At 36.8% G+C, this 23993-nt stretch carries 29 protein-coding genes and 1 pseudogene; 22 read left to right on the top strand and 8 right to left on the bottom strand.

Translation table 11 applies throughout. From position 1 onward, the window contains the following. Window positions 1–55: 55 nt before the first annotated feature. Complete coding sequence (locus B1R93_RS18790) at window positions 56–643, bottom strand: spore coat protein (RefSeq protein ID WP_088105475.1); 588 nt, start codon at window positions 641–643, stop codon at window positions 56–58. 86 nt (window positions 644–729) lie between these two features. Further along, on the bottom strand, window positions 730–891 hold the full coding sequence (locus B1R93_RS23125) for a hypothetical protein (RefSeq protein ID WP_165763876.1): 162 nt from the start codon (window positions 889–891) through the stop codon (window positions 730–732). 165 nt (window positions 892–1056) lie between these two features. Between B1R93_RS23125 and B1R93_RS18785 the strand changes: the two genes are divergently transcribed. The 3 genes from B1R93_RS18785 to B1R93_RS23745 all read left to right on the top strand — a co-directional run bounded on the left by B1R93_RS18785 (window position 1057) and on the right by B1R93_RS23745 (window position 2900). After that, on the top strand, window positions 1057–2319 hold the full coding sequence (locus B1R93_RS18785) for an MFS transporter (protein WP_088105474.1): 1263 nt from the start codon (window positions 1057–1059) through the stop codon (window positions 2317–2319). Between the two features lie 16 nt (window positions 2320–2335). Continuing rightward, on the top strand, window positions 2336–2629 hold the full coding sequence (locus B1R93_RS18780) for a hypothetical protein (RefSeq protein ID WP_088105473.1): 294 nt from the start codon (window positions 2336–2338) through the stop codon (window positions 2627–2629). Window positions 2630–2789: 160 nt separating this feature from the next. Then, a complete protein-coding gene (locus tag B1R93_RS23745) occupies window positions 2790–2900 on the top strand; it encodes a tripartite tricarboxylate transporter permease (RefSeq protein WP_133058687.1) in 111 nt (36 codons plus the stop codon). A gap of 71 nt (window positions 2901–2971) precedes the next feature. Here the strand turns inward: B1R93_RS23745 and B1R93_RS18775 are convergent, their stop codons facing one another. Next, complete coding sequence (locus tag B1R93_RS18775) at window positions 2972–3592, bottom strand: YitT family protein (protein ID WP_207634177.1); 621 nt, start codon at window positions 3590–3592, stop codon at window positions 2972–2974. Between the two features lie 359 nt (window positions 3593–3951). Here B1R93_RS18775 and B1R93_RS18770 point away from each other — a divergent pair, with 359 nt between their 5' ends. From B1R93_RS18770 to B1R93_RS18755, 4 genes are all read left to right on the top strand, one after another. Continuing rightward, complete coding sequence (locus B1R93_RS18770; protein WP_088105472.1) at window positions 3952–4155, top strand: hypothetical protein; 204 nt, start codon at window positions 3952–3954, stop codon at window positions 4153–4155. A gap of 16 nt (window positions 4156–4171) precedes the next feature. Next, the gene (locus B1R93_RS18765; protein WP_088105471.1) at window positions 4172–4465 is read left to right on the top strand and encodes a spore coat protein; all 294 of its coding nucleotides are present in this window, start codon (window positions 4172–4174) and stop codon (window positions 4463–4465) included. A 222-nt stretch (window positions 4466–4687) separates the two neighbouring features. Next, entirely contained in the window at window positions 4688–5218 is a 531-nt protein-coding gene (locus B1R93_RS18760) for a hypothetical protein (protein ID WP_088105470.1), read from the top strand. Window positions 5219–5380: 162 nt separating this feature from the next. Beyond that, complete coding sequence (locus tag B1R93_RS18755; protein WP_088105469.1) at window positions 5381–5620, top strand: hypothetical protein; 240 nt, start codon at window positions 5381–5383, stop codon at window positions 5618–5620. Between the two features lie 493 nt (window positions 5621–6113). On the opposite strand, the gene B1R93_RS18750 is transcribed toward B1R93_RS18755, so the two are convergent. Next, window positions 6114–6572, bottom strand: coding sequence for a hypothetical protein (locus tag B1R93_RS18750; protein WP_088105468.1), 459 nt, complete (start codon window positions 6570–6572; stop codon window positions 6114–6116). Between the two features lie 328 nt (window positions 6573–6900). On the opposite strand from B1R93_RS18750, the gene B1R93_RS23120 reads away from it, so the two are divergent. From B1R93_RS23120 to B1R93_RS18725, 7 genes are all read left to right on the top strand, one after another. Further along, window positions 6901–7071, top strand: coding sequence for a hypothetical protein (locus B1R93_RS23120; RefSeq protein WP_165763875.1), 171 nt, complete (start codon window positions 6901–6903; stop codon window positions 7069–7071). Window positions 7072–7182: 111 nt separating this feature from the next. Next, on the top strand, window positions 7183–7557 hold the full coding sequence (locus tag B1R93_RS18745) for a DUF2512 family protein (RefSeq protein ID WP_088105467.1): 375 nt from the start codon (window positions 7183–7185) through the stop codon (window positions 7555–7557). Between the two features lie 178 nt (window positions 7558–7735). Continuing rightward, window positions 7736–7876, top strand: coding sequence for a hypothetical protein (locus B1R93_RS23115; protein WP_165763874.1), 141 nt, complete (start codon window positions 7736–7738; stop codon window positions 7874–7876). A gap of 160 nt (window positions 7877–8036) precedes the next feature. After that, the gene (locus tag B1R93_RS18740) at window positions 8037–8252 is read left to right on the top strand and encodes a hypothetical protein (RefSeq protein WP_088105466.1); all 216 of its coding nucleotides are present in this window, start codon (window positions 8037–8039) and stop codon (window positions 8250–8252) included. 17 nt (window positions 8253–8269) lie between these two features. Further along, the gene (locus B1R93_RS18735) at window positions 8270–8539 is read left to right on the top strand and encodes a spore coat protein (RefSeq protein WP_088105465.1); all 270 of its coding nucleotides are present in this window, start codon (window positions 8270–8272) and stop codon (window positions 8537–8539) included. Between the two features lie 22 nt (window positions 8540–8561). Next, a complete protein-coding gene (locus tag B1R93_RS18730; RefSeq protein WP_088105464.1) occupies window positions 8562–8750 on the top strand; it encodes a hypothetical protein in 189 nt (62 codons plus the stop codon). A 14-nt stretch (window positions 8751–8764) separates the two neighbouring features. Continuing rightward, window positions 8765–9064 carry a spore coat protein gene (locus B1R93_RS18725; RefSeq protein ID WP_088105463.1) on the top strand — a complete coding sequence of 100 codons (300 nt, stop codon included), beginning with the start codon at window positions 8765–8767 and terminating at the stop codon, window positions 9062–9064. A gap of 58 nt (window positions 9065–9122) precedes the next feature. Here the strand turns inward: B1R93_RS18725 and B1R93_RS18720 are convergent, their stop codons facing one another. Further along, a complete protein-coding gene (locus B1R93_RS18720) occupies window positions 9123–10055 on the bottom strand; it encodes a 3'-5' exonuclease (protein WP_088105462.1) in 933 nt (310 codons plus the stop codon). A 328-nt stretch (window positions 10056–10383) separates the two neighbouring features. On the opposite strand from B1R93_RS18720, the gene B1R93_RS18715 reads away from it, so the two are divergent. Together B1R93_RS18715 and B1R93_RS18710 are read left to right on the top strand one after the other, a co-directional pair. After that, window positions 10384–11190: a histidinol-phosphatase gene (locus B1R93_RS18715; protein ID WP_088105689.1), complete on the top strand. Its 807-nt coding sequence runs from the start codon at window positions 10384–10386 to the stop codon at window positions 11188–11190. A gap of 126 nt (window positions 11191–11316) precedes the next feature. Continuing rightward, window positions 11317–11982, top strand: a complete 666-nt coding sequence (locus B1R93_RS18710) for a DUF421 domain-containing protein (RefSeq protein ID WP_088105461.1) — start codon at window positions 11317–11319, stop codon at window positions 11980–11982. An 86-nt stretch (window positions 11983–12068) separates the two neighbouring features. Here B1R93_RS18710 and B1R93_RS18705 read toward each other — a convergent pair whose 3' ends face one another. Together B1R93_RS18705 and B1R93_RS18700 are read right to left on the bottom strand one after the other, a co-directional pair. Continuing rightward, the gene (locus tag B1R93_RS18705; RefSeq protein ID WP_088105460.1) at window positions 12069–13769 is read right to left on the bottom strand and encodes an ABC-ATPase domain-containing protein; all 1701 of its coding nucleotides are present in this window, start codon (window positions 13767–13769) and stop codon (window positions 12069–12071) included. 72 nt (window positions 13770–13841) lie between these two features. Further along, entirely contained in the window at window positions 13842–14021 is a 180-nt protein-coding gene (locus B1R93_RS18700; RefSeq protein WP_088105459.1) for a small acid-soluble spore protein H, read from the bottom strand. 497 nt (window positions 14022–14518) lie between these two features. On the opposite strand from B1R93_RS18700, the gene B1R93_RS18695 reads away from it, so the two are divergent. From B1R93_RS18695 to cysI, 5 genes are all read left to right on the top strand, one after another. Then, window positions 14519–16351: a UbiD family decarboxylase gene (locus B1R93_RS18695; RefSeq protein WP_088105458.1), complete on the top strand. Its 1833-nt coding sequence runs from the start codon at window positions 14519–14521 to the stop codon at window positions 16349–16351. 130 nt (window positions 16352–16481) lie between these two features. Next, the gene (gene trhO / locus B1R93_RS18690; RefSeq protein WP_088105457.1) at window positions 16482–17453 is read left to right on the top strand and encodes an oxygen-dependent tRNA uridine(34) hydroxylase TrhO; all 972 of its coding nucleotides are present in this window, start codon (window positions 16482–16484) and stop codon (window positions 17451–17453) included. Between the two features lie 353 nt (window positions 17454–17806). After that, a complete protein-coding gene (locus tag B1R93_RS18685; RefSeq protein ID WP_088105456.1) occupies window positions 17807–19240 on the top strand; it encodes a phospholipase D-like domain-containing protein in 1434 nt (477 codons plus the stop codon). A 268-nt stretch (window positions 19241–19508) separates the two neighbouring features. Continuing rightward, window positions 19509–21329 carry an assimilatory sulfite reductase (NADPH) flavoprotein subunit gene (locus B1R93_RS18680; RefSeq protein WP_088105455.1) on the top strand — a complete coding sequence of 607 codons (1821 nt, stop codon included), beginning with the start codon at window positions 19509–19511 and terminating at the stop codon, window positions 21327–21329. A gap of 33 nt (window positions 21330–21362) precedes the next feature. Further along, entirely contained in the window at window positions 21363–23084 is a 1722-nt protein-coding gene (gene cysI, locus B1R93_RS18675) for an assimilatory sulfite reductase (NADPH) hemoprotein subunit (RefSeq protein WP_088105454.1), read from the top strand. A gap of 393 nt (window positions 23085–23477) precedes the next feature. On the opposite strand, the gene B1R93_RS23110 is transcribed toward cysI, so the two are convergent. After that, a complete protein-coding gene (locus B1R93_RS23110) occupies window positions 23478–23621 on the bottom strand; it encodes a hypothetical protein (RefSeq protein ID WP_165763873.1) in 144 nt (47 codons plus the stop codon). A gap of 85 nt (window positions 23622–23706) precedes the next feature. Between B1R93_RS23110 and B1R93_RS23525 the strand changes: the two are divergent. Beyond that, a pseudogene (locus B1R93_RS23525) lies at window positions 23707–23814 on the top strand (hypothetical protein); the annotation flags it as partial. Window positions 23815–23993 lie beyond the last annotated feature (179 nt).

Here is a 23993-nt window from a genome sequence, read left to right as displayed (position 1 = left end):
TTATAAAAAATAAGATGCTTAAAGGCTAAACCTTTAAGCATCTTGAACCATAAAATTATTGCATATGATAACCAGTTTGATTCATGCGGTTCATATTCATTGTTGTTGTCATCGGCTGAAACATTTCAGTCATTTGAGAAGTTTGTGTCGTGCTAAATGTTGAAGGCTGGTAGTAACCATTTTGGTTCATCCATGCCCAGATTTCATATGCCATTTCTTGACAAAGATTCGCACCATTTACATGGTACATACGAAGTTGTGGATCCACACATTCGTTTGCCCATTGCATTCCCATCATCGCACCTGCTTTGTGTGCATTTAATGCTAAAGTAGCCATCGTTTGGTCAGATAAAGATTGCGTATTAGGCATTGGAGCTGACATGCTTACTTGTCGGTGCATCCCAGTGTTCGTTTGTTGACCTTGGAACGAAGGAGCGATATGACTTACTTGAGCACCTTTCCCATTCATAAGGTTTACACCTTGCTGGTATGCCATAATCATTTGTTGCTGATGCTTCATTAAAATACTTTTTAAGTTTTGATCCTGACATTGGTTCGCAAACATACCGTGCTGTTCAATTTCTGCTGCTTTTGTTCGTAATGCCTCCGATGTTTCTAATAACTCATGTGCCGCTACATTCATTCTTTGTTACCTCCAACGTTTATTTTGGGATTACCCAAAACTATTGTCTGTCTCATTGTAAAATAAATACATTAAAACATAAAAATTTACTTTTGCTTATCATTTACCTTTGAACGCGATTTTGCCGTGCGATTTCCACTTGCATATTCATAAGAGGCTTCAAAATCCGTTTTTCTTGCATCTACACTATAAACATGGAAGCTCTCACCTCTAGTACCAACGTCATTACCGGACTTTTGATTAGTCAACACATTTCACTCCTTTCTATATAAACATCAATCATTAGATTTAACGAACAAGCGATAATTATAGTGGGATTTGTTGGCTTTGATAAATAATAATTTTCAAGGGTACATTATCTTTGTGCTTATTTATTTTACGTTTGTCTCAGAGCAATGAAGGAGTGGTGGCAAATGGCCGAGAAAACAAAAAAAGGATTAGTAATTTTAGCAATTGGGTCAATTCCGTTAATCATGACATTAGGGAATTCCATGCTCATTCCCATTCTACCTCGGATGGAATCTGAACTTGGGATAACGGCTTTTAAAGCAAGTTTAACGATTACCATCTTTTCTATAACAGCGGCCATCGCGATCCCTATTTTAGGATATTTATCCGACCGATTCTCAAGGAAGGCCATTATTATTCCTGCATTATCAATGTATGGTATAGGGGGCTTATTAGCTGGTATTGCTGCTGCATGGTTTAATAATCCTTTTTTATGGATTATGGTAGGTCGCGCATTACAAGGAATCGGTGCAGCGGGGACAGCGCCAATTGCCATGGCCTTAACGGGGGATTTATTTAAAGGAGGAGAACAAAGTAAGGTGTTAGGTCTTGTTGAAGCTTCAAATGGCTTTGGAAAAGTACTTTCACCAATAGTAGGCTCCCTTTTGGCTTTATTAGTTTGGTATGGGCCTTTTTGGGGTTTCCCAATCTTTGTCCTCATCTCCTTGCTGTTAACTGCTTTTTTTGTAAAGGAAAAAAAGAAAAAGAAGGAGGCTCCTCCTTTTGGAACCTATGCCAAAGGATTATTTTCTGTCTTCAAATCTGAAGGACGGTGGTTATTTACAGCATATTTAGCCGGAGCAACATGCCTCTTTACTCTTTTCGGAATTTTATTTTACCTATCAGATGTTCTTGAAACGAAATATGAAATCGACGGAGTTTTAAAAGGAGCCATTCTAGCTATTCCGTTATTATTTATGATGAGTACATCTTATATAACTGGAAGTAAAATTGGGAAAGACTTAAAACGAATGAAAAAATTAATTATATTAGGCTTTTCGTTTATGACCATCTCGTTTGCAACGTTAGTGTTCTTCACAACATTAACTCCATTTATATCCATTCTTGTTATTAGTAGCATTGGAACTGGACTTGTGCTACCGTGCTTGAACAGTTTAATCACTGGATCTGTTGGCCAAAATATTAGAGGATTTGTTACGTCTTTATACGGTTCGGTCCGATTTCTTGGTGTAGCAGCTGGACCACCAATATTTGAAACGTTAATGAATTGGTCAAGAACTGGCATGTTCTTAAGTACTGCTGGATTGACCCTTTTATTAGGGATATTAAGTCTACTTCTTATTCATGCAAAAAATCCAAAAGGTGCAGAGAAGAAAGACGATAACGAGAACACATTATTTAAACGTTTACAAGTAACGACTGAATAAATAGGAGGATGTTACAATGCAAATTTACTTTTCACCTGAATTTATGAAGGAAGATGCACAAGTATTAAACGTTGTGACTGATGATAACAAGCCGGTGGGTTATATGGCTTTTTTAATGGAAGAGGAAAAGAAAAAAATGTATGTTTATGGACAACTTGAAGAAGAAGGTGTGTACGAGGATTTTAAGGATTTAGTAAAACCATACTTACAAGGATTAACAAAGCTTAAACCAGAATTAGAAGTATATTCTTACTTAACAGTCGGTGGCAAAAAAGTCGAGCTAGGAGACGAGAAGAAGAAAGAAGAATAAAACACAGATCCCTCATTGGGTGAGTATCATATCCTAGTCTTTATTACAGAGGGTAGGATATGGTTAGTTTTTTCAAGTGGAAGAAACATCTGTTGATCTTACAATTTGGATCCTTATAGGAGCACTTCCAGAACTAACACCATGATCGGGGTACTTTAATCTGGCTTCTTCAATCCCGGCTATTATATTTTATGTTCCTGGTGCTCCCGCTACCGTTGCTACAACCTTTGACGGATATCCGATGAGAAGGGAAAGGAGAGAAGGGCTTTAATATTAGACAATCTCATCGCCAATCATCACTCAATTAAATGGTGTCTCAATAGAAAAACAGGGTTAGACACACTATTTTTTACGTACGAGGATTATATGTGGTGGTTTTGGTTGTTTCCATTTTATTTTGAAAACGAAATCAACAATCCTAGTTGCTAACCCCTGAGAGATGAGTGCTTGAATAACAATATGCCAATCAATAATATAAGCCGTCAGAACGAAAATGGAACCATTTAATAAAAATAGAGGCTTACCGGGAGGAATATTACGGTGTTTTGAAAAAATAAGGGCTAATACTCCCATTCCACCATTTGATACATCCTGCCTTAGGAGAATGCCAATTCCACAGCCTAATATGATGGAACCAATGAGTAAATCAATCCATACATTAGACGGAGGCAAGTACATATTTAGATTAAAAAAATAAATACTTAGTGATGTGATAGAAATGCCAAACATCGTTCCAATAGCACTGGCATTTCCTAACCATTTAATCGCTAAGAGCAACAAAGAAAAATTCACAAACCATAAAGCGAAACTTAAAGGGATATTAAACCAATGGTTCAATAAAACAGCTAACCCTCCTGCTCCACCCGAAGGAATAGAATGAGGAAATAAGAAGAGCGCCATTGCAAGACCTTGTAACGCTCCTCCTAAGGTCACTAATGTATAAGCTTTAACGGAATGTCTCATTGGCATGAAACATGGATGTTTTGAAATACGATTAAGATCATAGTCATTCACCCTTTTTCAACGAACTTGTCCTTTTTTTAAGTGTATTAACATTAGGAGATAAATATGTTTATTTAAAGGATTTTCGGTTATCAAAGTTCATAATTAAACAGTCACATATCAATACCTCTCATTCTTAAGTAACCTAGAACTACATTTAACTTATCGCCAAGTTACACAACGGTTAAAGACAAAGAAACGCTAATGAACATTAAATACTAGAATGATAAAAACGTTTTAAGTGTTACAAAAACGGATAAAATCTTGGTGATCCAAGAATACTATGGATATCGAAAGTGACTATTTAGGAGGTGGCAACTATGACCCAACTCACAACGAAAGAATTGGCCTTCATAGAGGATGAAATCCGGGCAGAAGAAATAACAGCGAAGACGATTAACTGGTGTGCTTCCCAATGTAATGACACTGAATTAAAAGCGTTACTAGAGGGGCTTGCAGAAAAGCACCAGTTAAAAATTGCCGACTTATCACAATATTTTAATCGTTCCGGTATGATTCAGTAAATGGGAGGTGAATTAAATGCCTAATAATATTGAAGGACGTGGCTTAACGGATAGAGAGATGCTACAGCTTTGCCTTGAACTAGAAAAAGGAAGATGCCGAAGTATTAGTCAGACAATGCTAGAAACATCACATCAGGAGCTTCGCAAAATTTACCAACAATGGTTAGACAACGCCAATGACAACCAAATTCAGCTTTATGAAGTTATGAGTCAAAAGGGCTGGTATAAAACCGCTCCTGCATCAGTAGAACAAATTAACCAAACTCAAAAATTAATGCAAAACAACCTACATCCAGATAATCAATTTTAATTATAAACCCTCTAAAAAAGAGGGTTTTTTTAATTTCTTCTACTTTTCTACATAAGTAAGAATACCATTAAACAATTGGCCTGTTTCGTCTATCTTACAGTAATTACCGATAGATTGACTTATTAATCATGCTATACTGATAGTATTGAGTATATAAATACTCACTGAACTTAGTCACCTCCTGCAATCGATTCCTAAAAATAATTATATAGAGGTGAAGCAATGAAATTTTTAAGTCGATTTGAAAACATTCAATTAGAAATTGAAAAAGCACTTGTCGATTGTTTTATCGCTCAAATAAAGCAAACACATTCGTACAAATGGTTAACAAAAGAGGAACATCATGCACTTGTTATAGGAGAAAATGAGTATGAACTTTCGTTTAAAGAAAAACAAGATTCATACATTCTAACAATAGATGAACTAGTTATACACGACAAGATTTTTTCGCTCACTCTAAGCCAGCTTCTTTTTGATGCAAGAAAGAAGAAGATGGGGATTCAAAATATCTACACAAGAGCCAAAAGTAGAGCTGACAAGAGAGAAGAAGAAATACAAGTAATCCAAAAAGGCAGAAATGAAAACACTAATAAACTGGCACTTCCAGCATCGAGAGAAGAGTCAAAAAACACAAAAAAATTAGAAATTGATTATGTGTTAATGGATTTACATGAAGCGCTCGAAAAGAATGATCAGGAAATGGTGACTAAGTGTAAAGAACGTTTGCAACAATTGGTGAATGAAAACAAATAGCATCTTAGTAATAAGAACTCCATTTACGGGGTTCTTTTTTGTTATTAACACCATTTCAATTTTCTTAGATAGTGACCTATGCCTATACACATAGGGCTGATTTTACATATTGTAAAGTGAATTGATTATGGAACAATCTGTATTTTCGAGAGGAGAATGTAAATGTACGGATATGGGTATACACCAGTAGGGTACGGGAGATTCGGATATGGGGCTGGTGTTGCACCAATAAGTGCCGGTCTTATTGGTGCTGGTTTAGGGTTTTTAGGAGGAGGTCTTCTTGTTAGTGGATTAGGATATGGTACAGGGTACGGATATCCTCCTGCATATGGTTATCCAGCTGCAGGAACATTAGGGTATGGTTTTGGGTCCCCAGTCGTTCGCCCTAGACCGCTCTTCTAGGAAGCTCTAACTAGAAGATAAAGTTGTTAATAATTGATTTTCTTTTTTATAATTGACTTTAAAATGTTAATTGATGAGTTTATAAGTGGTAGAAGCCTGAGCCGGACGTCATTCATTAAATTAGGATGAAACAACATCGCAATATAACATAGGATGTTGTTTCACTTTACATAAAAACGATCATCTTATTCTTGTTTATAATAATTCATAAGAGTCTCGGTCATTTGTTAGGTTACCATTGTTGAATGGCAATGTAAGAAATTACTACTAGCTTAAGCGTAATCAACTTTAACATTTGCTTGGTGTCCTTTTTGGGAGAGCATTACCCATGAGCATCAAAGGATTATTTGCCCGAATGCCAAAATATCATTCGTATCCATCCACAACTCCACTCCGAGGCTAGTTCCTCAACTAGTCAGATAAACATCGTATGTACCATCTTTAAATGGTTACATTTTTCAAGTTAGAAAAAATTAAAAACATGTCCTTATGCCTAGCTGTTTTTTTTATGAAGATAGACTTTAATACATAATCCCAAAACAAATCCAATCAGTAAAAATAGAATGGGAAGAAAAATAGGCCCGATTAAACATCCAAAAAGTTTTAAAGTAGGAGAATAAATTACGCCAATAGTTGATGTAATAGCCGCTGCCACAAACGGAATAAATGCATAGCTTGAATACTTGCCTCCACCAACGTCTCGATAAGCATCCCACATTGCAAACATGTAAAGACACGGGTAAAACATCAACCATTGATAATTGGTTAAATCAATAGCCGTCTGCATGTCACCATGAAAACTCGGAATAATGACCAAGTTTAGTTTTGCCTGCACATTAATTAAAACTTCAAGAAAGATAAAAACGGTTCCTTTAAATAGCCTCCCATTTAACATTTGTGAAAATCCAGGTAATGCAATACTCCATAAAATAGATTCAGTTCTTTTTTCCATCGACATGCCTTCTTTTTATTAAGATTTATGCTAAATACATCTTCAACTATATTGTTCTTAAATACAGAAAAAATATTTGGGTTTAGTCATTACTATTTAGGTCGTTTTTCGTCGAATCAACCCGAATCGAATGATTTTCTGTAAAAAATATACAAAATTTTAGGAAATGGGGACGTAAGTAAAAACAAATAGCGTATTTTTATCTCCAAAACAAGAAGTCGAATGTGCAAAAAATCAACAACTTTATATTCAAAATTTTTTTACCTCTTACGGAAACTGAATAATAAATCATTAAATACTTATTCTACAACAATAAAGGGGGTGCAGCATGGTTAATCAGGATTTTGACAAGTTTATTGATGTCCAAGAAAAACATAAGACCAATTATCTCGGGAAATCAAAAACAAACAAAAAAGGCCTTAACGATATGAGTGGTAATCTAAATACTGAAAAATCAGTGGGAGCGGAGGGACGTGACCTTCCGTTAAGAGAAGAGTAATTGGAAAAACAGAAAAATTCTACTCTAATTCACAATATTTTTCAGAATCAATTAAAATTCTTTTCTTATACTAAGTGTGCCCGATAATCAAATAAACAGGAGGTGATTGGAATGAGACATTTAAGTGCAATCATTGTAAAGACGTTCATGGTGGCCTTCGTTTTGTTAATTATAATGTCACTTTTTTACAATTACCCAATTGGCGATACATTTGCCCTAGCGATTATCATTATCGCAGCAAGTTATATTATTGGTGATATTGGTATTCTTAGGTTTACAAATAACACGGTTGCAACGTTAGCAGACCTTGGTTTAACAACACTGGCAATTTGGTTAATCGGTCCTTTTCTTTACGGGGTAACTGTACCGTTGTCAGTTGCATTTATTAACGCTGTTGTTATAGCGGTTGGTGAGTATTTTTTCCATAAGTTTGTTTCGAATCGAGTTCTTGAGGGTGAAAAAGATCCAGTCATCCATAACCGCTAGTTCCAGGGGTTGTCCAAAGGTGATATCAACCTTTTGGACAACCCTTTTTAAGAAATTAAAAAGAAGGGACTCCACTTTCTAACATGACAGATACTTTATCCGATATGCTCGATAACGTACAACGAGCATCACAAAAACTTTTAGAACTTACACCATAAATGGAAAAGAGGGATGAAAGATGACTAATATTATTGATGGGATGGATGCAGCTCGTTTTAAGTCGGTCAACTCAGAGGAACAAACAAAACATGACAAAAAAAGAAAACAAAACAAAGCGGACATGCCTACAGTACTAAAAAACTTAAAAAATGGTTCATAAATCATGAAGGGACTGTCTTAATGCTTAAAGCGTGCAAGGCTATGCCAAAAGGTTTTAAAAAACCTTTTGGCATAGCCTTTTTTAAAAATTTTACATGGTTTCAAGGAATAACTGTAAAACAATGGCGAAACCTAACGATGAAGAAAACGGAGGTGAGAGCATGGAAAGCAATCAATATGGTGTTCATGAAGTGACCGATTTACGTGAGTTAATCAATTTTAAGGGTACTTGCTTAGCTCAAGACAAAACTCGATTAAAAACGGTTGAAAACTCAGAATTAAAAGCATTAGTGGAACAGAGTATGAAACTAGGACAAACATCCGTAACACAAATGAAAGACATACTCAGCAAAGCTATGACCCAAATGAATCAATAATTGTGGAGGGAAGAAAAATGGAAAAAGAGTTAAGTCCTACAGATCACGCAATAGCAACGAATATGCTTTTTGAAGCGAAAGCGGCAGTAAAAGACCTTGCTGCAGCGATTACGGAATCAACATCACCAGAAATCAGGACTTTTTTAACACAAGAGCTAAGAAGCGCGATCCAGCAACATGAGCAGATTTACGTTTTTTTACAAGAACGTGGAATTTATGACGCCTATAATGTCCCTCAACAACTTCAAAAAGACATTAGCTATGCGGAAAGAGTCTTAACGAACTAATAATTAAGAAAGTGGTGAGAAAATGCGAGAAAACCTAGGAGTACACGAAACGCTCGAACTACATGAATTAGTTACATTTAAGAGCTTGTGCCTTACTAAAGCAGCGGTTATGCAAGGGCTTGTAACAGACGAAAACTTAAAAACGATTATGCAGCAGAATGCTGATATGCATACACGTCATATTCAACAGCTACAAAATCATTTATCATAGTTGGGGGTATTAAGATGAATCAGCTTATTGAGAAAATAACAGGTATGGCGCCATTAACGGATCAAGTTATTGCGACCGATATTCTAATAGCCGCAAAAGCCGAAATCAAGAATTATGCACTTGCAATTACAGAAGCAGCAACTCCTGAAGTGAGAAATACATTAACACAACAATTAGAAGAAGCCATTCAATTCCATCTAACAATTTCAACTTATATGATTGACCATGGTTTTTATCATCCACATAATACGAAAGAACAATTAACCCTTGATATGAAAACAGCTCAAACAGCTTTAAATTTGAATATGAACTAAACTAGATTAAAAAGATCATAAAACGTTATGGTCTTTTTTTATGTATGAAGGAAGATTTTCATCCTCGCTTCAAATGAACCTGTTTAATTTGCTTAACAAGATAATCATCAAAAATTAATATCTTTGCTGAATAGGATACATGACCTTCATATGTTTTCAAAAACTCATGATAAAAGTTGACTAATTCTTCAACTAACATCACATTATCTTGATTAAATAAGCCTGAACGGTTAATAAGAATGTTGTTGTATTTTTTTACAAGAGCCTTCGTTTTTTTCACTAATCTCGTTGCGTCCTTCATCGAAAACGTATCACCGCTTCCAATCAAAGAAGATAAATCATCTTTAATTTTTTCGAACAATTGGTTATTAATTTGTTCGATTGAAAAATCTTCCTTTTCAAAAATAAATGCCTTTGCCATAATTAAATCAGTCATTAAAGGTTGCTGTAAAAAAGTTAAATAAATCCGTAATGTGTTGTAAGCATCAAACATTGGATTGTGCTTTTCTCCGATAAAAGATAGACCATACATATTCAAACCTTTTTCAACAGATGGATTTGTTTTTGAGACACGTTTGGAAAATATCGCTTGAAAGTCTACATACCGTTTTTCAATTTTTTTAACTGTGGCGCTAGAGATTCCATGGGTAGAAGCATCGAGCTTTAAACGAGTTAAATCACTAGGGGACCATGAAAAAAAGCGTGACTTTTTCACACCGCCAACCCATGTTAGAAAATCTTCAAATACGGAAGAAAAAGACTCTGCCTGTTGTAAATCGATATTATCAATCCCAGTCAGTTCCTTACAAAAAGCACTCAACGGCTCGTTCGATATCGGTTGGATATAACGATCAAAAGATGTAATTTGTTCAGTTTCAATATCATATTTAACGGCTCCTAAGCGAATCGCTTCCATCGCTTCATAAGGCATCCCTGCATGAGAACATAACATTTCAAAATCAAAAAAGATATATTGTTTAAGCTCAGCCACTCTAATAACCTCCTTTCTCCAACTGGTAATTATAAGGGAAGGATGCCAAAAAAGATACAATAAATGTTTTCCAAACAAGGAACAAAACGTATATTATAGAGGGCACTGAAAAAGGGGAGTTTCCCTATTTCAATGCCCTCAGCAACGTGCGGAGCCATTGCTGCTTCCTAGCGTGACTTTCAAGGGATTTTTCAGTTTTATAACTATATTTTGTAAATATTCCATTTCAGCACATTCAGATCGAAATGACCGAAGAGTTGCAAGTGATTGTTTCGCGGTTTAAACTATAGATAATAGGAATAAATAGGGAGGAGTAACAAATTTGTCTATTATGTTTGACTTACATACCCATCATTACCGTTGTGGACACGCTATTGGTACTATCGAGGATTATGTAACCAAAGCGATCGACTATGGGTTGCATTATATTGGAATCTCGGACCATTCTCCTCATTTTTATAGTAACGACGATCAATTATACCCATTAATCGCCATGGGGAAAAGCGAACTCGTCCCTTATATTGAAGAAGTGTTGAGACTAAAGGAAAAATACGCTGACCAAATTCATGTACTCCTAGGAATGGAGAGTGATTTTTTTCCTGAACATCTAGAAATTTATCGTGAACACTATTTGTTACATCCGTTTGATTACATTATCGGCTCCGTTCATTATGTAGATGACCGGAACATCTTTGAAAAGGGAAGATTCGATGAGTTAACGAACAAACAAAAGGTTCAAGTAAAGGAACGCTATTATCAACTCATTGTAGCTTCCGCAAAAAGCGGGCTATTTCAAATTTTGGGACATATAGATGCTATGAAAGGGTTTTATCCAGCATTTTCTGACATCCAAACAGATATTGTAGAGCAAACATTGAAAATAATTGGTGAAGAGGATGTCGCGATTGAAATTAATACGTCAGGAAAAACGAAAGATAGTGGTGGCTGGTATCCATCTGATGAGATATTAGAACGAGCGTTATTCTATAATGTAATGCCAACCTTTGGTTCAGACGCCCATACCCCTGAACGAATTGCTGATGAGTTTGACATCGTAAAGAAAAAGCTAAAGGAAATCGGCTTTAAAGAGTGGGCATACTTTATAAATAAAAAACGCCATTTAACTGCACTTTAAGCTGATAATAATAAAGCTCTCTTGGATCACAAGAGGGCTTATTAACATTAGTCAAAATACTTTAGCTAACATAATTTTTTTAAAGGAGAAGAAACTAATCTTAAATATACAACGTGGGGTTTAGAGATGTTTATTGAAACGATAAAAATATCTAGTTTATTTTTAATTGTATTTATTGCGATGCGTCTTTTAGGAAAGACTCTTTTATCACAATGGACCGCCCATGATCTAGTTACTGTTGTTTTTTTAGCGTATGCTGCTTTAGGCGCTGTAAAAATAAACGGTTTTCTCCATGCTGTTTTATGTATTATTCTCATTATGTTGCTCTATTTTTTGTTATCAAAATTAAGTTTCCACCGAATATTTAAACAAATAATCATTGGTCAGCCAACGGTTTTAATTAAGCAGGGGGAACTGCTTGTAGAGAATCTGAATGAAACTCGTTGCTCTCTTACGGAACTTTTATCAACCATTCGAACAGCAGGATACCTTAACATAGATGACATTGATTATGCCATTTTAGAACCGAATGGACAAATAAGTGTATTACCTAAAGCAAATCTACGCACTGTAAGACCAATAGATATTAGTTTAAACGTTAAAAGTTGCCATTTACCCATTCCGGTAATAGAAGAAGGCAGAATTTATAAAACAAATCTATCATCTATTGAAAAAAGTGAACAGTGGTTAAGCCAAGAGCTTATAACAAAAGGATTTCGGATCCACGAAATTTTTTATGCGTACTATAAAGATGGGGATGAACTTGTTATTTTTCCATATCCTAAGTCATAAGGGTATCGCAAAAGTCCTATTTTTTAGCTTTTGCGACACCCTCTTTAATAAAGATGTTTTCCTCAGGTATCAGGTACAACTAAAGGTTATTTGACTTTTACATTTAGTGTTCGTAAGCGATTGATTGCTGCTGCTACTTCATATTTACGAGGTAAAGCCATGTTTCCAGGATGCCCTTTGAAAGGAGAAAGAAAATCAAGACCCTCATGTTCAATTTTAAGAAATAACTCCTCAAGCAGGTAATTTAAAGTCGTTTTTTCATCTATACTAACTATAGACAAGTATCGAAGAATGTTAGCAATTGCATTCGTTTGGCTCGGATGAACAAGCTGCTCCACGAGTGAGAGATCAATTGTCTCAGAACCGAAGAACACATAATTCGTTCCACGCCCATCCGCTTTTTCTTTTTTGCCTTTTTGTGAAGAAAAGCCTTCCTTCCTCAATATACGACAGGATACTTCACCAAAAGTTAACCCTCCTTCATGAAGACGAGACTGTTTGTATGCTTGCGCAATCTTTTTCGCTTCTGACGTTACTTCCTTAGGAACATATTCATCCATCATAATCACATGATCTGCAACGTCAAAGTAATCACCAGTCCCACCTAGAACGAGAATCGTACTAACCTCATGCTCTTCATAAAGCTGACGGATTTTATCTACGTAAGGAGTAATGGGTTCCTTCTCTTTAGCCACAAGTTGCTGCATCCTATTATCACGAATCATGAAATTTGTTGCACTAGTATCTTCATCTATTAAAAGAACATTAGATTCAAGTTCAAGTGCTTCTGCGATATTTGCTGCTTGTGATGTACTGCCACTTGCATTGTCTGTTGAAAACCTTTCTGTATTCTTTGCAAATGGTAGCTTAGAAATGAAAGGGGAGATGTTGACCATCTCGACACGGCGACCATCTTCAGATCTAATCTTACATGCTGTTTGCTCGCTGATGACCCATTCTCTTCCATCTCCTTCAATATGATCGTAGACCCCACGTTCAATTGCTTGCAATAAAGTACTTTTTCCATGATAGCCCCCACCAACAATAAGTGTAATCCCAATTGGTATCGCTAATCCTTTAATAGGGGAGCGCCCTGATAATGGTATCTCAATTTCCATCGATGAAGGTGATTGAAATGGTTTTGCGGCTTTAAGTGGTAACGGCTCTTGACTAACACCGCTTTTTCTCGGAAGAATTGAACCATTCGCGATGAAAGCGATATACTGCTTTTCTTTTAAAAAATGTCGAATTTCATATTGGTGTTGTGCTAGCTGAAGATGTTCCTCGCATTTCTTTAGATCAAACGGGTTAAACGTTCGTTTGATAAGCTGCGGAATAGCAAGACATAGAAGCTCAATCGCTTTCTCTCCAAGAATGCGTCTCCCTTGGGCAGGAAGCTCAACTGATAAACGTAATTCTACTGAATCTTTTTGAACGAGACAGGAAGTACTTAAGAGAATTTCCTGTCCAGGCCGGTCAATTTGGATTTTCTTGCTGATTGATAAGTCTTTAGATTTCTTCAATTGTTCAAGTTCTTTATAGACCAAACGAGTAATCATATCTTCAAGTGCTATCTTCAAATGGCTTTGCTCTAGCCAAGATTTTTTTATAAAGGAGAGGTTACCTAAATAGCAAACACGTATTCTTGACGGGCTTGCAAAAGGGTCACTTTGAATGTGATCGATATGTAATGAAAATTCAGGAAATTCGTATGTACCACGAAGATCTTTATATGCCTTATAACCTTTTCCATTCATTTCCTTTAATTGTCTTTTTAATTGATTCATATCATTCACCCTTATATCCGTTGCATTATTTAGAGGAGCCCTACTATTTTAGGACTCCATATTTAAAAATCTTTATTGTTCCGTTAATTCGGTTACTGCAACACTTTGTTTTTGATTAGGATCATCAAGTGGATGGATAGTAGCGAGCCCATTGTCCTGATCAACATGCTCGATATAAATAGACTCTCCATTGTGGGTTACACTAACCATATTTGCCGATGAAGCAATTTCTTGAGCCCGTTGTGCATTCAAAGCAGACACCTCCTTCAAATATTACTATTTGTCGAAGGAGTCAAGAACATACTTATCCTTATTCTAGGATATTAAAGAAAAAACAAAAAAACAAACGATACGATTGAGGATGTAATATGAAAAAATAAATACGAAGAACAATCGAAATGTAGGCTGGTTAGCATGGAGCTGGCATGGTAATGGAGAAGGAGTAGAATATTTGGATATGGCAAATGATTTTTCAGGTAATAGCTTAACATGGTGGGGAGATCGGATTATTAATGGTCAAAACGGAATCCGCCAAACTTCTCAGATTAGTAGCGTGTATCGTTAACGCAATTGATTGAAAACAAATACAACTAGAGGCTGCGCCAAAAGGTTGTTTTTTAACCTTTTGGCGCAGCCTTGCACGCTTTAAGCTTTTGAGACAGCCCTTTTTTATTATAAGCTAAGCAAGACATCAGACGCGAGAACTTGTATAATAAGCTTACTAAGTGATAGAAATAGGAGTAATGACAATGTACCAGAACTTAGAGCAGTGTATTCTCGATTTAGAAAAAAATGGACAGTTAGTTCGTATTCATGAAGAGGTTGACCCTTACCTTGAAATGGCAGCCATTCATTTGAAGGTTCATACAGCAGGTGGACCTGCATTATTGTTTGAAAATATAAAAGGATCAAAATTTCGTGCGATTTCAAACCTTTTCGGAAACCTAGAAAGAAGTAAGTTTATTTTTCGTAATACCATAACAACAACCCAACAGGTGATTGGTTTAAGAAATGATCCGATGAGTGCTTTAAAAAACCCATTTAAGCATGTCACTACAGGGGTTGCGGCTTCAAAGGCTCTTCCTATGAAAAAATCAGGTATCCCAAATGATTTTAAAGAAATACAAATTTCTGAATTACCTCTAGTTCATCATTGGCCTGATGATGGAGGAGCTTTCGTAACATTACCACAAGTTTATTCAGAGGATCCTGAAAAACCTGGAATCATGAACGCCAACTTAGGAATGTATCGGGTGCAGTTAAGTGGTAATGATTATGAAATGAATAAGGAAATTGGTTTACACTATCAAATACACCGTGGAATTGGTGTCCACCAAGCGAAAGCAAATAAATTAGGCAAACCATTAAAGGTAAGCATCTTTATTGGCGGTCCTCCAGCTCATACGTTAGCCGCTGTAATGCCTTTACCAGAAGGGCTTAGTGAAATGACGTTTGCTGGATTGTTATCTGGGCGACGTTTTCGATATAGTAATGTTGATGGTTACTGCATTAGTCATGATGCCGATTTTGTCATTACTGGTGACATTCACCCAGGAGAAACGAAACCAGAAGGGCCGTTCGGTGATCATTTAGGCTATTATAGTCTTACTCATCCATTTCCATTTATGAGGGTTCATAAGGTGTACGCGAAACAGAATGCGATATGGCCATTTACAGTTGTCGGACGTCCTCCACAGGAGGATACAGCTTTTGGCGACCTTATCCATGAATTAACTGGAGATGCCATTAAGCAAGAAATACCTGGGGTAAAAGAAGTTCATGCTGTTGATGCGGCTGGCGTCCATCCATTACTTTTTGCGATTGGAAGCGAACGTTACACTCCTTATCAAAAGGTAAAACAGCCAGCAGAGCTTTTGACCATTTCCAATCGTATTTTAGGGACAGGACAACTAAGTCTTGCTAAATATTTGTTTATTACGGCAGAAGAGGACAAGCCGTTAAGTACACATAAGGAAGTTGACTTCCTAAGCTACATTTTAGAACGAATCGATTTACGTCGTGATCTTCATTTTCAAACAAATACGACCATTGATACTTTAGACTATTCTGGAACCGGATTAAATACAGGCAGCAAGGTAGTATTTGCTGCGTATGGGGATGTAAAACGTGATTTATGTAGAGAGAGCCCGAATAACCTCAAAGACTTACGAGAGTTCAAACAGCCTCAAGTAGTAATGCCAGGCGTAGTTGCGATACAAGGCCCAGCCTTTTCAACGTATGAAAAAGCTCAAGAGGAATTAACTGCTCTAAGTCATGCGATTCAGATGAAAGGTGCGATGCCCTCTTGTCCTATGGTTATCCTTTGTGATGATAGTGAGTTTATTAGCCAGTCGGTTAGCAACTTTTTATGGGCTACCTTTACACGTAGTAACCCTTCGCATGATATATATGGTGTTAACAGCAAATATGATAATAAGCATTGGGCGTGCGATAATGTTATCATTGATGCCCGAATAAAACCTCATCACGCGCCACCTTTGATCGCAGATCCCGTAGTCGAAAACAATATTAAACGGTTCTTCGCTAAAGGAGCAAGTTTAAGTAACGTGAAACTGGATTAGGACACTAGCAGAAGGAAAAAACAGCCTTCTGCTTTTTTGTTATGAACGTCATTTTTAAAGTGTTTGGATACGGGTTAAACTAACACAAAATAGTATGTCCTGATTATGAATAAAAAGGTGGTAAATTAAAGTGACAGATCAACGATATCGAGTGCTTCTGTATTATAAGTATGTTCCGATTGAGAATGCTGAAGAATTTGCACATGAGCATTTGAAATTTTGCCAAGAGCTCGGTGTAAAAGGAAGAATTTTAATTGCGGATGAAGGTATTAATGGGACCGTTTCAGGAACGGTTGAACAGACCGAAACTTATAAAAAAACACTTAGAGAAGATCCGCGTTTTGCAAATATTGTTTTTAAAGAAGATGAGGCAGAAGAACATGCATTTAAGAAAATTCATGTACGATACAAAAAAGAGTTAGTTACTTTAAGGTTAGAGAATGACATCAATCCAAAGGAAAAAACAGGTACGTACTTAAGTCCAAAAGAATTTTTTGAGCAAATGCAATCTCCGGATACTGTTATCCTTGATGCAAGGAATGATTACGAATATGATTTGGGACATTTTAGAGGAGCAATAAGACCTGATATTGAATCATTTCGCGAGTTACCAAAATGGGTTCGCAACAATCGAGATAAGTTAGAAGGAAAGAAAATATTGACTTATTGTACTGGTGGCGTTCGCTGCGAGAAGTTTTCTGGCTGGTTATTAGATGAAGGGTTTGAGGATGTTGCACAATTACATGGTGGGATTGTCACATATGGAAAGGATCCTGAAGTAAAAGGAAAGCTGTGGGACGGTCAATGCTATGTGTTCGACGAAAGAATTAGTGTTCCCATCAATCAAGAGGAGCATGTAGTTGTTGGGAAAGATTATTTTAGTGGAGAGCCCTGTGAGCGGTATGTGAATTGTGCCAATCCAGAATGCAACAAAAAAATTCTTTGTTCTGAAGAAAATGAACATACGTTTCTTCGCAGCTGCTCTCATGAATGTCGTGTGCATCCAAGAAACCGATTTATTGAGGAGCATAACTTATCTGAAGAGGATATATCGAACCGACTTGAGAAAATTGAAAAACATCACAGAATCAATACCGGTTGACATTCCTTAATTCTAGCTATGAAAAAGGGAAACTCACCCTTTTTCAGTCCCTTTAAGTAATGTGCGTAGCCGTTGCCCGATTTTGAAAGCCTTGCTACGAGTGACTTTTTCGTAGCAAGGCGTGCAACGTGCGAAGCCATTACTTCTTCTTTGAGTTACTTAAGAAGGTTTTTCAGTGTCCTCCTTATAGCAGACTTTTAAAAAGATGGAAACGGCTCCGCACATTGCTTCAATGCCCTCGGCTAGTGTCGTTTTTTTCTCATAGCCTTCATAAAAAGCACCCTTAAAGAGAATAGTAAAAAACAAGAGCTTTCAAACTGAGGGTGTTAACTATTAGCTAACGAGGTGCTTTTATGATTCTTATTTACATAGCAGCGATTATCATCGGTCTATATGTCGTCTATGCCTTCATCTCTGGCGTCATTGTTTTCAAAATTCATAAGCATAAAAAGAGTTCTTATCAAAATGAACATACTTCTCAACGTTTTTATGGAGATAAACCCTCCCAAGATCGAGTTGTGCTCGTAGAAGAAAGACATGAGTCAGCAATTGCAAGAATTAACCTGATCGAAAACGCTCAGAAAACATTAGATATCTCATATTATTCCATCCATCCTGGTACAACAAGTGAAATATTCCTTGCTAGCGTTGTAGACGCTGCAGATAGGGGTGTAAAGATTCGGATTCATTTGGATGGAATCTTTCATAGCTTAAAGAAAAAGAAGAAAGAGATTCTCTATTCCTTTACTTATCATCCAAATATCCAGTTAAAATTTTACGAGCCATTCGATATACTTAGACCTTGGAAATGGAATAACAGGCTTCATGATAAGTTGATCATTGTCGATGATAGAATGGCGATGATTGGTGGTCGTAACATAGGGGATAAATATTTTGCACCACCTGGCTGTAATGGAGCGAAAAATGACCGAGACGTTGTCATTATCAATAAAGCTCCGAACGAAATAGGCGGTAGCGTTCTTTCTCAAATTAAAAAGTATTATGACTATGTTTGGAATCATCCCTTCTCAAATATTCCAATTTCTACGTTAACAAACAAGCAACAAACATTGGCAGAGAAAGTACTCGATAAATATAGAGAGCATTTTAAACAATTACCACTTTCTCAACCTAATATGGTTCAACTTGATTTGAATTGGGAGGAACGTTCGTTACCAACAAACAAGGTAACGTTTATTCACAATCCAATTGAGCGATTAAATAAAGAACCGTGGATTTGGTATGAAATCTCGGACTTGATGAAAAAGGCAAAGGACTCCATATTCATCCAAAGTCCTTACATCATTCCGACATCAAATATGTTGAGGTATTTAAACAAAAAGAATACAAATGCTCACGAAATCGAAGCGCTTACAAATTCACTTGCAGCTAGCCCAAATATAATGGCCTACTCAGGCTACAATCGTTACCGGAAAAAAATTGTTAATTCAGGGATTGATGTATACGAATTCCAAGGACCTTCAGAGTCGCACCATACGAAAACTTTTATATTCGATCATCGAATTTGCTTAGTTGGTTCTTTTAATTTAGACCCGCGAAGTGCATATTTAAATACTGAAGTGATGGTTGTGATTGATAGTGAAGCTTTTGCGCGTCAATTAAAAGATAAAATTGACCCTGTCATAAACGAAGGGAGCCTATTAGTCAACAACGATGGTTCCTATCGAAGACATCCATCCGTCAAAGAAAAAAGGGTATCAACGTTAAAAGTAACGGTAGCTAGGCTTTCTTCAGGATTAACTCGCTTTATCGAAAACCTGTTATAGGTTCTTTGCACAAAAGCGTTTGTACGCTTTTGTGCCTTTTTAATTGCTTTATTTTACATTTAACATATCTTATTAATCCATGATTAAGTTGATTAGAAAACCTTTAAAGACTAAATTAAGTTAATCATAATTTTTTCATATGATTGCGATAAGAATTAACAATTTGACTTATAACAAATGGGAAGATACGATTAAATTATCATTTTTCTTATAAAGGAATTAGTAAAATATGTTTTTAATAACATCACTTTAATGCGAGGTGGAAAAGTTGCAACTTCAGGTTACGAATAGTCCGTTCAATCAGGAGCAGGTAGATCTCCTAAATCGTCTTCTACCGACATTAACAGAATCTCAAAAAGTATGGCTTTGTGGGTATCTTGCTGCATCACAACCAGTGACTACAACAGGAGTAGAGCAAACACCAGAAATCCCCACTGAACAGGTTGAACAAGCAAAACCAATCTCAAAAGACATTACCATTTTATATGGGTCACAGACAGGAAATGCCCAAGGTCTTGCCGAAAACGCTGGAAAGACACTTGAAGGACGTGGCTTTAATGCCACTGTAAGTTCAATGAACGATTTTAAACCGAACAGTCTAAAGAAAGTTGAAAATTTATTGATTGTCGTCAGTACACACGGTGAAGGAGATCCCCCTGATAACGCTCTATCATTTCATGAATTTCTTCATGGTCGTCGGGCTCCTAAATTAGATGAGCTTCGGTATTCTGTGTTGGCACTTGGTGATAGTTCATATGAATTTTACTGTCAAACAGGAAAAGAATTTGACGAACGTTTAGAGGAGCTTGGTGGCACACGTCTTTACTCAAGAGTGGATTGTGACCTTGATTTTGAAGAACCGGCAGCAGAGTGGCTTGAAGGAGTCATTAATGGCTTAAGCAAAGCTCAAAGTGGAAGTAGTCCAACATCTACGATAGCAGTAACTCAACCAGCTAGTGAGACTATCTATTCAAGAACAAACCCGTTTAGAGCCGAGGTACTTGAAAATATCAACTTAAACGGTCGCGGTTCAAATAAAGAGACGCGTCATCTTGAATTATCATTAGAAGGGTCAGGTCTAACTTACAAACCTGGTGACAGTTTAGGTATTTATCCTGAAAACGATCCAGAACTTGTAGACAGGCTGTTAGACGAGTTGAAATTCGATTCTAGTGAGAATGTTACCGTTAATAAGCAAGGAGATGTTCGTCCGTTAAGAGAAGCTCTACTATCAAATGTTGAAATAACTGTTTTAACAAAGCCTCTGCTTGAACAAGCTGCAAAACGTTTGGCAAATGATGCTTTACAAGAACTATTATCAAGTGGAGAAAAAGTAATAAAAGAATATATATATGGAAGAGACTTGCTTGATTTAATTAACGATTTTGGACCATGGAAAGGAACTGCGCAAGAGTTGATCTCCATGCTTAGAAAAATGCCCGCTCGGCTATATTCAATCGCAAGTAGTCTTGAAGCGAATCCAGAAGAAGTCCATTTAACAATTGGAGCTGTCCGTTTTGAAGCACACGGACGTGAACGAAACGGTGTATGTTCCATTTTAACTGCAGAACGTATCAAACCAGGGGATACGTTACCAATCTTTATTCAAAGCAATCAAAATTTCAAGCTTCCAGAAAACCCCGATACTCCAATTATTATGGTTGGTCCAGGAACAGGAATCGCACCTTTCCGTTCGTTTATGCAGGAACGAGAGGAGATTGGAGCAGAAGGAAAGTCATGGTTATTCTTCGGAGACCAGCATTTCGTAACAGATTTCCTTTACCAAACTGAGTGGCAAAAGTGGATTAAAGATGGTGTCCTAACAAAAATGGATGTTGCGTTCTCACGCGACACAGAAGAAAAAGTTTACGTTCAGCACCGTATGCGCGAGCAAAGTAACGAATTATTCAATTGGCTTCAAGAAGGCGCTGTTTTCTATGTATGTGGCGATGAAAAACATATGGCACATGATGTTCACGAAACATTAATTGAGATAATTCAAACAGAAGGCAATATGAATCGTGAAAAAGCTGAAGCCTATGTTGCTGATATGCAACAACAAAAACGTTATCAACGTGATGTATATTGATTTTGATTTTTGATTGAAGGGAGTTATTTACTCATGGTAAATAAAGGATTAAAAGCACCGGAAGGCCCGCCGAGTGATGTAGAACGTATAAAACGAGAAAGTAATTATTTACGCGGGACACTTAAAGAATCAATGATTGATCGGATAAGTGCTGGTATCTCGGATGATGACAACCGTCTCATGAAATTCCACGGGAGCTACTTACAGGATGATCGAGACCTTCGTAATGAACGACAAAAACAAAAGCTTGAACCTGCTTATCAGTTTATGCTTCGTGTTCGTACGCCAGGGGGAGTATCTACGCCTAAACAGTGGCTGGTAATGGATGACTTAGCACAAAAATACGGAAATGGCACGTTAAAACTTACTACACGTCAAGCGTTTCAAATGCACGGAATATTGAAATGGAATATGAAGAAAACCATTCAGGAAATTCATGAATCGCTTTTAGATACAATTGCTGCTTGTGGTGATGTTAACCGAAATGTAATGTGTAATCCGAATCCATATCAATCAGAGGTTCATGCTGAAGTCTTTAAATGGTCTAAACAATTAAGTGATGATTTATTACCTCGTACTAGAGCTTATCATGAGCTTTGGCTCGATGAAGAACTTGTCGCTGGAACACCGGAAGTAGAAGAAGAAACCGAACCTATGTATGGTCCTCTTTATTTACCAAGAAAATTTAAAATCGGGGTTGCGGTACCACCTTCAAATGATATTGACGTATTTTCACAAGACCTAGGTTTTATTGCGATTGTAGAAGACGACAAGCTAATCGGATTTAATGTCGCGATTGGTGGTGGGATGGGGATGTCTCATGGAGATAAAGAAACATACCCACAGCTTGCTAAAGTTATTGGTTACTGTAAACCAGAGCAAATTTATGATGTTGCTGAAAAAATTATTACGATCCAACGTGATTACGGAAACAGATCTGAACGTAAAAATGCTCGTTTCAAATATACAGTTGATCGACTTGGAGTAGAAACAGTGAAAAATGAACTTGAACAGCGTCTTGGCTGGAGCCTTGATGAAGCGAAATCATTTCATTTTGATCATAACGGTGATCGCTACGGTTGGGTAAAAGGTGTGAAAGGGAAGTGGCATTTCACATTATTTATTCAAGGTGGTCGTATTACTGATTATGAGGATTATAAATTAATGACTGGCTTACGTGAAATTGCCAAAATCCATAAGGGCGATTTCCGTCTAACAGCCAATCAAAATCTAGTGATCGCTAATGTATCAAGTTCAAAAAAGAAGAAAATTAATGAACTGATTGAACAATACAATCTAACTGATGGAAAACATTATTCTGCTATTCGTCGAAGTTCACTTGCTTGTGTTGCGTTGCCAACATGTGGGTTAGCTATGGCTGAAGCAGAGCGTTATTTACCAACTTTACTTGATAAAATTGACGAAATTATCGATGAAAATGGTTTAAGAGACAAAGAAATTACGATTCGAATGACTGGTTGTCCAAACAGCTGTGCTCGCCCAACACTAGGAGAAATCGGTTTTATCGGTAAAGCACCAGGCAAATACAACATGTACCTTGGTGCCGCCTTTGATGGTAGCCGGTTAAATAAAATGTATCGCGAAAATATTGGCGAAGCTGAGATTTTAACCGAACTTCGTACCCTACTTTCTCGCTATTCTAAAGAGCGTGAGGAAGGCGAACACTTTGGTGATTATGTCATTCGTGCTGGTGTGATTAAAGCGGTCACGGACGGAACAAACTTTCATGATTAATACAACCTTTGAGACAGAAGTCCAGAAAAGACTTCTGTTTTTTTGCTTAAAAAACTGCACCTCTAATTGTTAGACTAACAATTAGAGGTGCAGTGCAATGCTGTTATAATTATGATGGATTCTTAGCGTACAAACCATTACACACTTCACCAAATGCAGCTGACAATGAGATATCTCCTTGTCCATGCTCACTTTTTGCATGTTGAGCCTATGTTAATGCACGGATGTATCCTCAATCATTGTTGTTGCAATGCGGACTGAAACTGTTCAATGCTATTTCTTAAGTCATCCCCCTTTGGGATGATTAAACGTTTGTTCAAGCTCTTCTTTTACTAGCTGTAATATTTCTTTCATACTTTCCTTCTTTTCTAACATAGTTTAGCTCTAATGAATTTAAAGTCTGTCGTCTTCCCACGCACGGTCAAAATCTTTAATATTGTTCTTTTCAATTGCTTCTTTTCGAAACGGATCTTCCTGCCATTGTTCAATTGCAGAACCTTTTTTTTGCTTTCGGTTACTTTTATTTTCTTTTGTCACGTGCTATGCCTCCTACAATTTATTCCCATTTAGCGTACCTCTATTTTATAAAAGTATGTATTTTCCAATTAGATAAATCTAAGGAGTAAAAGAAAGAGCAAATGATGTTCGTGCAATGGTAGATGCCTTGGGCGCAATTGGTCCGCGACACTGGAAAGGAAGAAAAGCAAGAACAAGAGCGGAAGAATGGATCATTACTGTTTGATACAGCCCTTCCTAAAGCTCTTTAATTGACAGGATAAACTTATATAAATTAAGATGACAGTATTCGTTTTCCATACAAACCATTTCGCAAAAAGTTTTGGTCTTAATTTATACCATAAATGTATCTTTTTTTATTACAGATTACTTATCTATTTTACCTTGGAGGTT

The sequence above is a fragment of the Halalkalibacter urbisdiaboli genome (genome assembly GCF_002156385.1).
Lineage (GTDB): Bacteria > Bacillota > Bacilli > Bacillales > Bacillaceae_D > Halalkalibacter_A > Halalkalibacter_A urbisdiaboli.
This window is presented reverse-complemented; position numbering and strand designations above follow the sequence as displayed.

Coding starts and splice junctions, on each gene's coding strand:
- B1R93_RS18790 (WP_088105475.1), bottom strand. CDS start 643: ATGAATGTAGCGGCACATGAGTTATTAGAAACATCGGAGGCATTACGA.
- B1R93_RS18785 (WP_088105474.1), top strand. CDS start 1,057: ATGGCCGAGAAAACAAAAAAAGGATTAGTAATTTTAGCAATTGGGTCA.
- B1R93_RS18780 (WP_088105473.1), top strand. CDS start 2,336: ATGCAAATTTACTTTTCACCTGAATTTATGAAGGAAGATGCACAAGTA.
- B1R93_RS18775 (WP_207634177.1), bottom strand. CDS start 3,592: ATGAGACATTCCGTTAAAGCTTATACATTAGTGACCTTAGGAGGAGCG.
- B1R93_RS18770 (WP_088105472.1), top strand. CDS start 3,952: ATGACCCAACTCACAACGAAAGAATTGGCCTTCATAGAGGATGAAATC.
- B1R93_RS18765 (WP_088105471.1), top strand. CDS start 4,172: ATGCCTAATAATATTGAAGGACGTGGCTTAACGGATAGAGAGATGCTA.
- B1R93_RS18760 (WP_088105470.1), top strand. CDS start 4,688: ATGAAATTTTTAAGTCGATTTGAAAACATTCAATTAGAAATTGAAAAA.
- B1R93_RS18755 (WP_088105469.1), top strand. CDS start 5,381: ATGTACGGATATGGGTATACACCAGTAGGGTACGGGAGATTCGGATAT.
- B1R93_RS18750 (WP_088105468.1), bottom strand. CDS start 6,572: ATGGAAAAAAGAACTGAATCTATTTTATGGAGTATTGCATTACCTGGA.
- B1R93_RS23120 (WP_165763875.1), top strand. CDS start 6,901: ATGGTTAATCAGGATTTTGACAAGTTTATTGATGTCCAAGAAAAACAT.
- B1R93_RS18745 (WP_088105467.1), top strand. CDS start 7,183: ATGAGACATTTAAGTGCAATCATTGTAAAGACGTTCATGGTGGCCTTC.
- B1R93_RS23115 (WP_165763874.1), top strand. CDS start 7,736: ATGACTAATATTATTGATGGGATGGATGCAGCTCGTTTTAAGTCGGTC.
- B1R93_RS18740 (WP_088105466.1), top strand. CDS start 8,037: ATGGAAAGCAATCAATATGGTGTTCATGAAGTGACCGATTTACGTGAG.
- B1R93_RS18735 (WP_088105465.1), top strand. CDS start 8,270: ATGGAAAAAGAGTTAAGTCCTACAGATCACGCAATAGCAACGAATATG.
- B1R93_RS18730 (WP_088105464.1), top strand. CDS start 8,562: ATGCGAGAAAACCTAGGAGTACACGAAACGCTCGAACTACATGAATTA.
- B1R93_RS18725 (WP_088105463.1), top strand. CDS start 8,765: ATGAATCAGCTTATTGAGAAAATAACAGGTATGGCGCCATTAACGGAT.
- B1R93_RS18710 (WP_088105461.1), top strand. CDS start 11,317: ATGTTTATTGAAACGATAAAAATATCTAGTTTATTTTTAATTGTATTT.
- B1R93_RS18705 (WP_088105460.1), bottom strand. CDS start 13,769: ATGAATCAATTAAAAAGACAATTAAAGGAAATGAATGGAAAAGGTTAT.
- B1R93_RS18695 (WP_088105458.1), top strand. CDS start 14,519: ATGTACCAGAACTTAGAGCAGTGTATTCTCGATTTAGAAAAAAATGGA.
- B1R93_RS18685 (WP_088105456.1), top strand. CDS start 17,807: ATGATTCTTATTTACATAGCAGCGATTATCATCGGTCTATATGTCGTC.
- cysI (WP_088105454.1), top strand. CDS start 21,363: ATGGTAAATAAAGGATTAAAAGCACCGGAAGGCCCGCCGAGTGATGTA.